Source organism: Candidatus Magasanikbacteria bacterium RIFOXYB2_FULL_38_10 (assembly GCA_001783145.1).
In the GTDB taxonomy this organism is placed as follows: domain Bacteria; phylum Patescibacteriota; class Patescibacteriia; order Magasanikbacterales; family UBA10003; genus GWC2-40-17.
Genome location: MFQT01000006.1, coordinates 1 through 11410, shown reverse-complemented (window position 1 = coordinate 11410; position 11410 = coordinate 1). Strand labels below are relative to the sequence as shown.

7 protein-coding genes, 2 tRNA genes, 1 rRNA gene and 2 pseudogenes are annotated in these 11410 nt (G+C 40.1%); 9 read left to right on the top strand and 3 right to left on the bottom strand.

Annotation, left to right across the window (positions count from 1 at the left end; genetic code table 11):
* Together A2294_02995 and A2294_02990 are read right to left on the bottom strand one after the other, a co-directional pair.
* Positions 1–484, bottom strand: a pseudogene (locus A2294_02995) (hypothetical protein).
* A gap of 123 nt (positions 485–607) precedes the next feature.
* Entirely contained in the window at positions 608–1570 is a 963-nt protein-coding gene (locus tag A2294_02990; protein OGH85947.1) for a hypothetical protein, read from the bottom strand.
* Between the two features lie 85 nt (positions 1571–1655).
* Between A2294_02990 and A2294_02985 the strand changes: the two genes are divergently transcribed.
* From A2294_02985 to A2294_02945, 9 genes are all read left to right on the top strand, one after another.
* On the top strand, positions 1656–3914 hold the full coding sequence (locus A2294_02985) for a hypothetical protein (GenBank protein ID OGH85946.1): 2259 nt from the start codon (positions 1656–1658) through the stop codon (positions 3912–3914).
* Between the two features lie 69 nt (positions 3915–3983).
* Positions 3984–4307 (top strand): 30S ribosomal protein S16, encoded by a 324-nt coding sequence (locus A2294_02980; GenBank protein ID OGH85945.1) that lies wholly within the window; start codon positions 3984–3986, stop codon positions 4305–4307.
* Between the two features lie 122 nt (positions 4308–4429).
* Positions 4430–4744, top strand: a complete 315-nt coding sequence (locus tag A2294_02975; protein ID OGH85944.1) for a hypothetical protein — start codon at positions 4430–4432, stop codon at positions 4742–4744.
* A 178-nt stretch (positions 4745–4922) separates the two neighbouring features.
* On the top strand, positions 4923–5591 hold the full coding sequence (locus A2294_02970; protein ID OGH85943.1) for a tRNA (guanosine(37)-N1)-methyltransferase TrmD: 669 nt from the start codon (positions 4923–4925) through the stop codon (positions 5589–5591).
* A complete protein-coding gene (locus A2294_02965; GenBank protein OGH85942.1) occupies positions 5563–7203 on the top strand; it encodes a hypothetical protein in 1641 nt (546 codons plus the stop codon). Before A2294_02970 ends, A2294_02965 begins: the two co-directional genes overlap by 29 nt.
* Positions 7204–7355: 152 nt before the next feature.
* Complete coding sequence (locus A2294_02960; protein ID OGH85941.1) at positions 7356–8513, top strand: hypothetical protein; 1158 nt, start codon at positions 7356–7358, stop codon at positions 8511–8513.
* 378 nt (positions 8514–8891) lie between these two features.
* Positions 8892–10425, top strand: a 16S ribosomal RNA gene (locus tag A2294_02955).
* A gap of 218 nt (positions 10426–10643) precedes the next feature.
* Positions 10644–10720 (top strand) — tRNA-Ile (locus A2294_02950).
* A gap of 2 nt (positions 10721–10722) precedes the next feature.
* A tRNA-Val gene (locus tag A2294_02945) sits at positions 10723–10799 on the top strand.
* A 182-nt stretch (positions 10800–10981) separates the two neighbouring features.
* On the opposite strand, the pseudogene A2294_02940 reads toward A2294_02945, so the two are convergent.
* A pseudogene (locus tag A2294_02940) lies at positions 10982–11410 on the bottom strand (hypothetical protein).

Sequence of the window (11410 nt, the reverse complement as noted above, 5' to 3'; positions counted from 1 at the left end):
GTTGGCTAAGGCGAATAATGTGCGCTCTACCGGCTGTTTCAATCCTTTGCGGCAAAAAATTGGCTTGATAAAAGATAAGGCGAAAAGATCTGACCAAGGCCAACTCCTCTTCAAAGTCCGTATTGGTTTGGCACTTTCTTGCTAGCCAGGCAGAATAACATCCAAGATACTGCGGCCAAGTTTTGCAATTAAGGAAACGCTGATGTCCCGGGAATAGGGCCAGTCTTTCCGCATCGGCTTTTGCCAAAGTTTTAATGAGGTTTTTTTTGCGGAAAATTCCTTCCCCCGGCGGATCCTGCCCTGCCAATCTTAAAAGTGGGCAATGAGCGCAATCGGAATCGCAGGAAGCTGTCAGAGGGAATTGATAAACCAGTCTGGCTCCACCTAGCCAATTGTCCAGAATAAGAGCGGTTAAACCTTGCTTTTGCAGACGACTTGCCTCACGTACCGCCTCTTCAACGTAAAAATCAAGCTGAATAGCCATTTTAAGTCCTCTTATTTTTAAAGACCTAATTTAATTTTACAGTTCTTTAGAATAAAAACAATGGCTTGCTGTGGAATACTTTTTGCCAAAATTACAAAAAAGAGAGCCGTCATCAGCTCCCTTTTAAACAACCTGCCAGATTCCGTCTTTTTCCTCCAGCTGTCCTTTGAGGGAAAAACCGGCCGCTTTGGCGTGCCCGCCGCCTCCAAAAAAAACTGCCAATTTGCTAACATCAATAGTGGGATCGGTGGTACGCAGACTGCCTTTTATAACACCATTGTTTTTTTCTTTTAAAAGAAGAACTATCTTAGCGCCGGAGAGATTGTTTAAAAAATTGGCCAGGCCTTCTATTTCTTCATCGGCAATATTCTGACCGTCCAAATCTTTTTGAGAAATTATGGCCGTGGCAATGTCCCAATTTTCGTTTTTGGATAAACGGCTTAAAACTTTACCCCATAATTTTAAACCGTCCAAAGTTTTATTTTTTATAGTCCAACCTTGAATCAGCCGCAAATTGGCTCCGCCACTCATCAAGCGACTGGCAATCTTTAAAGAAGATGCTGAGGTGGAAGGATTGGTAAAATGCCCGGTATCGGTGACGATACCGGTTAAAAGGCAGGTGGAAATATGTTTGTCCAAATCCACATCATTAATTTGAAAAAAACGGTACAAGACTTCGGTGGTGGAAGCGGCTTCCGGAACCACTAAATTGTAATGCCCATAAAATTGGTTGGTGGCGTGATGATCTATATTAATGATAGTGGGGGAATAGTCTAATTTTTTAAAATGATCTTCTACGCCGGCATAAAGCAAATCGCCAGAATCAAAAATTATGATTACATCAAAATAATTATTTTTAAAGATTTGAGGGTCTTGAACAAAGTATTCCAGATGCGGCAAAAAAGCCAAATTTTTATTAAGGCTGGTAGCACAAAAAGCCGTGTGGTTTTTGCCCAAGGATCTTAAGTACTGCATCATGGCGCAGGCGCTGGACAGGGTATCGCCATCGGGGTTTTTGTGAGAAATTAAGAGGATATTTTCCGCCCCCAAAATTTCCTGATGAATTTTTTTGGCTTCGGTTATCATAAAGGTAAATCAGGGTAGTATATAAGACTTGGCGGTTTAAGTCAAGGGTGGTATAATAAGCGGTATAAATAGGCCTATAATTTTTATGTATTTACAGCGTTTGGAAATTCAAGGCTTTAAGTCTTTTGCTCAAAAGACTGTTTTAGAATTTTTAATGCCGCAGGGGGATAAGAAGGGGATTACCTCTATTGTGGGGCCAAATGGCTCTGGTAAAAGTAATGTGGCAGATGCTATCCGTTGGGTGTTAGGCGAACAATCTTTAAAGACTTTGCGCGGCAAAAAAAGTGAGGATGTGATTTTTGCCGGATCGGACAAAAAGGCGCGCCTGGGTGCGGCTGAAGTGTCTTTAATTTTAAATAACGAAGATAATGAAGCGCCGATTGGCTTAACTGAAGTGGTCATTACCCGTCGCGTTTATCGTGATGGAGAAAGTGAGTATCTTATTAATGGCCGCCAGACCAGACTGCAGGATATTGTTTTGCTTTTGGCACGGGCTCGTTTTGGCCAAAAGAATTATTTGGTCATTGGCCAGGGTATGGCTGACTATATTCTACGCGCCACGCCTACGGAACGCAAAGAATTGTTAGACGAAGCCGCCGGCATTAAAGAAATGCAAATTAAAAGGCAGATGTCTTTTAATAAGCTGGAATCTTCTCAAGCCAATCTGGCACAGGCTGAAGGAATTTTAAAAGAAATAGAACCGCGTTTGCGGTATTTACAGCGCCAAACCAAGCGTTTGGCCGAAAGGGAAGAAGTAGAAGGAGAATTAAAAATTTTGCAAAAAAAATATTATGGTACTTTGTGGCATAATTTGTCCGGACGCCTGGCCGAATTTTCTAAGCAATACGCTCGCATTGATGAAGAATTGCAAAAAAAGAAAAGCGAACAGCAAGAAGTTTTGAATCGTTTTAAAAATTTGGAAGCGGCCGCCACCGTTTCGCAAGAATTTTTGGAACTGCAAAAAAAATATGAAAATATCTTATCTTTAAGAAGTCAGGTGCAAGAAAAAAAGTTTAAACTGCAAAGCGATTTGGAACTCCTGCGCGTGCGTTCGGAAAGAGTCGCTTCTATCGGCGCTTTGCCTTACGAAAATATTATTAGTGAATTAGACGTTCTCTTAAAAGAACAAGAAGAATTTTTAGAAAAATTAAATAAAATTTCTAAGTTGGGAGACATTCCTTTAATTCAAAAGTCTTTTTCTTCTGTAAAAGATAAAACTTTTTCTTTGTTAAAACGTCTTAAAAATCCCGGCGGCGACAAAAAAGAATTTACACCCAATCCCGTTTTATTAAAAAATCTTGCCGATTTGGAAGAAGAACTGCAAAAGTTGAGCCAAGAAATTATCGCGGTTAATAAAGCCATGCAAGAATTAAACGAGGTGGAGAAACAAAAAAAAGGTGAAATTTTTGAATTGCAAAGAATTTTGCAAAGTAAACAATTAGAAGTGCACGGAATAGAGCAACAACTAAATGGCGTGCAGATAGAATTGGCTAAATTGGAAACCAAACGGGACGGTTTGGAAGAGGAAATCAGTTTGGAAATGGGATCACTTTCTTCAGAAGTTAAATTAGGGGTTGCAGAAGCAGTGTTGCCGGAAGAGGTGCAACCACAAATTTTTAAATTAAAACATCAGTTAGAATTGATTGGCGGAATTGATCCGGAAATTGTAGCTGAACACAAAGAAACCGAAGAACGTTTTAATTTTTTAGCCGAACAAATTAATGATTTGCAAAAAGCCATTACGGATATTGTGTCCACCATTGCCGATTTGGATAAAATTATGAAGGAAAAGCGTGATGAGGCTATGACTAAAATCAACGATGAATTTAACAGATTTTTTCAAATTTTATTTAATGGTGGAAACGCCAAGTTGTTAATGCTTTACGAGGACTTGGCCGATAAAGAAGGGGAGGAAGATGAAGGCGAAGAAGAAAAAGAAAATTCTTCAGCTCAGAATTTGATAGAAAAAACCAATGAACCGGTTTTAACCGGTATTGATATTCAAGCCACGCCGCCAGGCAAAAGAATTAAAGATGTTAATATTTTGTCTGGCGGAGAAAGATCTTTAACCTCGGTAGCTTTAATTTGCGCTATTTTATCTTATAGCCCCTCGCCTTTTGTGGTTTTAGACGAAGTGGATGCGGCTTTAGATGAGTCTAATTCTGTTAGATTGTCGGAAATTATTGATCAACTCTCCGCTCGCACCCAGTTTATTGTTATCACTCACAATCGCGCCACTATGAGCAAGGCCCAAGTATTATATGGCGTCACCATGGGCGATGATGGAATTTCCCGTTTGCTTTCTGTAAAATTGGAAGAAGCGGAAAAAATGATCAATAAGTAAAACCCCTTGACTGTTTTAGTGTTTTATCCTATACTATAATTACTTAAAATTAAGCAAGTATTTTTATTTATGTTGACTATCAAGCTAACAAAAACCGGCAAGGCTAAATTTCCCACCTTTAGACTGATTGTTTCAGAAAAAAGAAAAGACCCTTGGGGGGCTTATTTGGAAAATTTGGGTTCTTATAACGCCAGAAAAAAAATAGTAGTGTTGAATGCCGAAAGAATTAAATATTGGATAAGCAAGGGAGCGCAATTAACCCCTACGGCTCATAATCTTTTGATTAATCAAAAGATTATTGAAGGCGCCAAGGTTAAAAAAGTTAAGATCAGCGCTAAAAGAAAGACTAAAATAGCAGAAAAAAAGAAGGCCGCTGAAGCTAAAGCAGCTTAAAAATTATTTAAAGTTGACTTTTGGTAAAAAATGTGCTATACTGCAAATAGTCCTGGGTGAGGGAGAAGAACCCATGCGCCAGTCGACAGGACCCTTTAAAAATAGAATTAAAACAGAGTGCTATGTACACCGATCAACAGTTTGTGGAGATGATTGTTAAAGCCATTGTTGGCCATCCAGAAGATGTTAAGACGGAGCGCACTGTTGACGAAAGAGGAGTTTTGATTACTCTTCACATTAACCCAGCCGATATGGGTTACGTCATCGGTCGCCAAGGCCAGACTGCCAGATCTATTCGTACTCTCTTGAAGATTGTTGGCGCTAAGAATAACGCCCATGTCAATCTCAAGATTTACGAACCAGAAGGTTCCCGCGGTCCTCGCCCCATGAGGCAGGAAGCAGTGGATACTTCAGCCGTTGATGATCTGAACATTTAAATTGACTTTAAAACAACCCCGAGTTTTCTCGGGGTTGTTTTGTTAAGGAGTTTGGGTTATGATTACTTTAGTCTGCAAATCAATAAGGCGATGATGTAATATTATATTTTTTTGTTGAGGACTCGCCCTCGTCGGCAAAAAAATACCATTACATCATTGCTTCAATAACTACCTTTTTATGCAATTTGATATTCTGACAATTTTCCCCAAAATTATAAATGATTATGTCGGAGAAAGCATTTTAAAACGCGCTGTGGCTGGCGGAAAAATTAAAATTATAGCTCACGATTTTAGAAAATTTGCCACGGATAAACATCACAAAGTAGATGACCATCCGTACGGTGGGGGAGCCGGCATGCTTTTAAAAATAGAGCCAATCTATAAATGTTTGGAATCTCTGGATTTGGTAAAAGAGGCCAAGAAAAAAAAACAGGCGGGCACCAAGATAATTATTATGGATCCGTCCGGGAAAAAGTTTGATCAAAAGATGGCCAAGAAATTTTCTAAATTAAAAAAATTGGTTTTTATTTGCGGCCGGTATGAAGGTTTTGATGAAAGAATTTATAAATTTGCAGATGAGAAAATTTCTTTGGGTGATTATGTTTTATCCGGCGGGGAATTGGGGGCTTTGGCGATAACAGAAGCCGTCGCTCGTCTGGTTCCTGGCGTATTGGGTAATGAAGAATCCTTAAAAGAAGAAACTTTTGAAAGCAAAGAAAAAATGGGTGTGGCCGAATATCCACATTATACTCGCCCGGAAAATTTCATAGGAATGAAAGTTCCTCAAGTTTTATTGTCCGGAGATCATCAAAAAATTTATGAATGGAGGAGTAAAAAAAGCCGTTAATTTTTTAAAAAGTTGGGAATTTTTTGGTCTTGTTGCGTCCGGGCTGATTGGTGGATTGGTTTTTTTTATTTTTTTTGGAGACACGCTTTGGCCGCAAAATATCAGCTGGATTTTGGCCGATGGCACTGATACTTTTCAGCATCAAATTGGCTGGGAATTTTTTAGAAACTCCGCTTGGGGTTGGCCCTGGGGGGTTATTCAAAATTTAAATTATCCCTCCGGTATTTCTCTTTTATATACCGATTCCTTTCCGCTTCTGGCAATTTTTTTTAAATTATGGCGTAATTTATTGCCAACCAATTTTCAGTATTTAGGGATGTGGATGTTTTTATCTTTTGTTCTGCAAGGCCTCTGCGGTTTTTTACTAATGCGTTTAATTAAAAAAGATACCCTCTTAGACATTTTGGGCAGTATTTTTTTTATTTTTAACCCGATAGTTTTTCAAAGGGTCGCGGGCCACGCTTCTTTGGTTAGCCATTTTTTAATTTTGGCCGCTCTTTATCTTTGTCTTAACCGTTCTTCTGTCTGGCGAGCTGGTTTCTGGGGGATTATTTTAATCTTGTCTTTGTTTACTCATCCTTATTTGTTTTTTATGATTGTGCCTTTTTGGCTGTCGGAACAAATAAGATTATATAAGTTGATTTCTAAAATTAAATGGTGGGGGGGCAATTTGGCAACTATAGCTATTTTAGGTTTATTGTCTTTTGTTGTAGGGATGTGGGGGGCGGGAGAAGGCGGCGCGGAAGGTTTTGGAGAATTTTCTTTAAATTTGAATGGTCTTTTTAATCCTCTGGGCTGGTCTAAAATAATGCCGGAATGGCCGATTCAGACTTTTCAGTATGAAGGTTTTAATTATTTGGGTTTGGGGATTTTATTTTTGGGGTTGCTGTCCGGTTATTTTTTTATTTTTAAACAAAGAAAAATTTTTGTTTCATTGCTTAAAAAATATTGGCCGCTTTTAATTGTGGCTGTATTTTTAACTGCCGTGGCTCTAAGCAACAAAATTTATTTTAATAATCATTTGGTTTTTTCGTACCCTCTGCCGTCATTGGCAGAAAAATGTTTAAGCATCGTTCGGTCTTCCGGCAGAATGTTTTGGCCGGTTTACTATCTGTTAGTTTTGGCTTCTTTGTTTTTTTTGCGTTTCTTAAAAAGAAAATGGGCTCTTATTTTAATTTGTCTGACTCTGGTTTTGCAATTAACGGATTTATCCAAAGGTTTGTTAGGTCAACACATAAATTACACCGACAGAGTGATGTCTTTTCCATCTCAAGACTCTTTTTGGGCCGAATATGCTCGCTGGAATTATGTTTTTAAGAATTATAAGCACATTGTGATTCTACCTTACTTTGAGCGTTTTGACTTACCTATGTCTTTAACGGTGGCTAGAAGTGGACAAACTTTTACGGCCGGGGCTTTTGCCAGAAAGCCATCCGGTTTAAAATATTTTTTAGATGAAGAAATCAAAAAAGTCTGCAGTGGTAATTTTGATAAAGACACCGCCTACTTATTTTTTGATAATCTTTATAAATGTTTACCTAAGGAAGATGTAAGCCTTAATAAATATACTTTTAAGCAAGTTTTAAATTTTTGGGTTGTATTACCGCATTAAAGGGTGTGTAATAAAGGGATTGCATAATATGAGATACATTGGTAACACCCCAATGTTTTAGCCAGGGGAGGATGTCATTTTGTCCACAGATGGCATATTGACAAATTATAGTATATTTTGTATACTATAAGTATCATATTTAACTATTATATATGTATATACATCGTCAAGCTGAGGAAATAATGCAAAAAAAGCTTAAAAACAACAAAATTTTATTAATTTTAGGTGCTAGACAAGTAGGTAAAACTACCCTGGTAAAACATGTTTTAGAGGGCAAAAAAACGCTATTTTTGAATTTGGATATTACAGTAGATAAAGATAAATTTTTGGCTTTGTCTGCTTTGTCACCTCGGGAAGCGACAAAAAATATCAATGCTGATTATTTGATAATCGATGAGGCGCAGAGATTGTCAGAAACTGGAAGAATTGTTAAAGGTTGGTATGATTATGGCGTTCCGTTTAAGATAATTTTACTGGGTTCTTCCAGTTTGAATTTATTAAATCAGTCAGCAGAAAGTTTAACTGGCAGGAATGAAAAAATATTTTTGCCCCCCTTTTTATTTAAAGAAATTATTTCCGTTGCCGAATGGTATTTATCAACGCTTTCTTGGCAGGAGATTAATAAAAATTTTTCTTTAGCGGTTCAAGCATCACTAATGTCAAATTTAGCGTATGGTAGCTATCCGGAAGTGGCGGTTTCTGCTGATAAGGAAAATATTTTGGCCGATTTGGCCAGTGATTATTTGTGGAAGGATATTTTGCAAATTGGCGAAGTAAAGAATCCGGAAATGATTAAAAGAATGTTAATGCTTTTGGCTCATCAAATTGGCTCGGAAGTGTCGGTGAATGAATTGGCAAATTCTTTAGGCATGGTCCGGCCGACAATAGAAAAATATTTGGATTTATTAGAACAATCTTTTGTAATTTTTCGTTTGCCAGCCTTTAGTACTAATGCCCGTAAAGAAGTGGTCAAGAGCAAAAAAATATATTTTTATGATGTAGGAATCCGCAATGCCATTTTAAAAGAATTTTCCATCAGCCCTCTGCGTTCCGATATTGGCGCCTTGTGGGAAAATTGGGTGATTGCAGAATTGTATAAAGAAAATTTGCTGTTAGACAATAAAAAAGATTTTTATTTTTGGCGTTCGCGCGCTGGTAGCGAGATAGATTTATTGATGAAAGCCGGTGAAAAGATGTCGGCCTATGAAATAAAATGGCAGAAAAAAAATATCAAGACGCAGGCCTTTACTGATAAATATAAAATACCAGTAAAGGTTTTGCATCATAATAATCCGTTTTTCTGTGGATAACTCACCTTGCCTAAAAACTTGACAGGGTTTTGGGCATAGTGTATACTCTTATCACATACAGAAATTTATCACAATTTAGCCATTTTTCTAAGTCTGCTTAAAGCGGATACTAGAAGAAGAAAAAACAGCAACTCAATTCCGGGTTTCTGTTTTTTCTTCGGTCAAATCGGGCCGGGAAAAAGAACTTTGAAAACTTAAAGTTGAACCAAGACATTAAACAAGTGATAGAAAAGTCTATTCAATAAAGATTTGTTTCCTCAGGGAAACAAATCGCAAAGTTTGGTTCCGGCGGATGCCGGAGCCACTTCAAAAAATTTTTATCTGTAACTCTTTACGAGTTACAGCTAGCTTCATATTGAGAGCCAATCTCAATTTTTATTGAGAGTTTGATCCTGGCTCAGGATGAACGCTGGCGGCGTGGGTAAGGCATGCAAGTCGAACGGACTAATTTGTGATTACATCAATGATTAGTTAGTGGCAAACGGGTGAGTAACACATTGGTAACCTACCTTGAAGACGAACACAACCCCGAGAAATCGGGGCTAATATTCGATGGTCATGAGGGGACAAAAGTCATTCTCATGTAAAGTTCCAAAAGAACGCTTCAAGAGGGGCCTATGGTCTATCAGCTAGTTGGTGAGGTAAAAGCTCACCAAGGCTATGACGGATAGCGGGCGTGAGAGCGCGACCCGCCTCACTGGGACTGAGACACTGCCCAGACTTCTACGGAAGGCTGCAGTCACGAATCTTCCCCAATGGACGAAAGTCTGAGGGAGCGACGCCGCGTGTAGGATGAAGGTCTTCGGATTGTAAACTACTTTTGCAAGGGACGAATCTTGACGGTACCTTGCGAATAAGAGGTTGCTAACTCTGTGCCAGCAGCAGCGGTAATACAGAGACCTCGAGCGTTATCCGGATTTATTGGGCGTAAAGCGTCCGCAGGTGGTTTGTACAGTCATTGGTAAAATCTCGGAGCTCAACTCCGAATCTGCTGATGATACTAACAGACTAGAGGATGGGAGAGGTGAGCGGAATTGCCGGTGTAGTAGTAAAATGCGTTTATATCGGCAAGAACACCAGAGGCGAAGGCGGCTCACTGGAACATTCCTGACACTAAGGGACGAAAGCGTGGGGAGCGATACGGATTAGATACCCGTGTAGTCCACGCCCTAAACGATGGATACTAGACTTTGGCAGTATCGACCCTGTCAGAGTCGGTCAAAAAAGCTAACGCATTAAGTATCCCGCCTGGGAAGTACGGCCGCAAGGCTAAAACTCAAAGGAATAGACGGGGACCCGCACAAGCGGTGGAGCATGTGGTTCAATTCGACGGTAAACGAAAAACCTTACCAGGGCTTGAAATGTAGCTGCTAATCTCCAGAAACGGAGACTCCTTCGAGGGTGCTACACAGGTGCTGCATGGTTGCCGTCAGCTCGTGCCGTGAGGTGTACCATTAAGTTGGGTAACGAGCGCAACCCCCGTGTTATGTTATTTTTTACATAACAGACCGCCCCTGCCTGTAGGCATTTAAAAAAGTGCCTAGAGGCAGGGGAGGAAGGAGGGGATGACGTCAAATCAGCATGGCTCTTACGTCCTGGGCCACACACGTGCTACAATGGGGAATAACAATGGGTTGCCAAGTCGCGAGACGGAGCTAATCCCATCAAACTTCCCCCCAGTTCAGATCGCAGTCTGCAACTCGACTGCGTGAAGTAGGAATCGCTAGTAAACGCCGATCAGCTATGCGGCGTTGAATACGTTCTCGGGTCTTGTACTCACCGCCCGTCAAGCCAAGGGAGTTGGGGACGCCTGAAGGCTGGGTTTATCCCGGTCCAAGGCGGAATCAGCGACAGGGGCTAAGTCGTAACAAGGCATGTGTAGCGGAAGCTGCGCATGGATCACCTCCTTTCTAAGGAGTCACTTATCAGCAATGATATGACTTCAGTCGAGATGAAAAACTCAATTTTCATCGAATAGTTTTTTTCTATCACTTGTTTGGTGTCTTAAATTTGCGTCTTTTAAAAAGAATGAAAAGTCTATCTACTCTTGACCTCATCTAAAAAATTTGTGATAATAATGATGTTGTAAAGAGTCGGTAGACTTTTTTAATAAATGGTTTTGCCCTAAAAGGGCGCGTAGCTCAGTTGGTTAGAGCGCGTCACTGATAATGACGAGGTCATAGGTTCGATTCCTATCGCGCCCACCAAAGGGCGGCTAGCTCAGTTGGTTAGAGCGTTACATTGACATTGTAAAGGTCATAGGTTCGATTCCTATGCCGCCCACCATTATTCAAAATACTCGCATAAGATTGCGAGTTTTTTTGTTTGAAAAAAAGTAAAATAACTTAAAAAAGTATTTTAGTTTAGCCTAGAAAAGTGTAACCCTTGAAGGTTGACTGTACATTGGCTTGACAAATAACTTAAAAAGTGATATAATTTATAGTCAAAATAAGTTCTTTTAATTAAGCTTAAATAAAGTACATTTCCTGGCTTTCTGAAGGGTGAAGGAGGCTCTTCAGAAGGCTGGGAAAACCAGCCAAATTGGTAAGCCTTATGTCTTGGCACGGTGTCAGGATAAGAGGTAAACCAAAGACGAGAGAGGTGATTCCATGGCCAGCAAGGAAGAGAAGGATCTGAAGGAAGTGCTCAGCAACTGGGGCCTCGCGTTCGAGCTTCTCAAGGTGCTCGTTCACTCCATCCTGAAGAAGGGTGGCACGATCGAACACCTCCGGCGTCTCCTCAAGGAGCCGGATCTCGTGTCCAAGGTCGCGGATCTGCTGGTGGACAAGTCCGTCGCGGCCTTCTCCGCCATCGTCACCTACATCCAACCAAACCTTGCCGAACTCAAGCAAAAGTTTAGCTGGGTGAACAGCGACTATGCCAAGGCGGACTTCAAA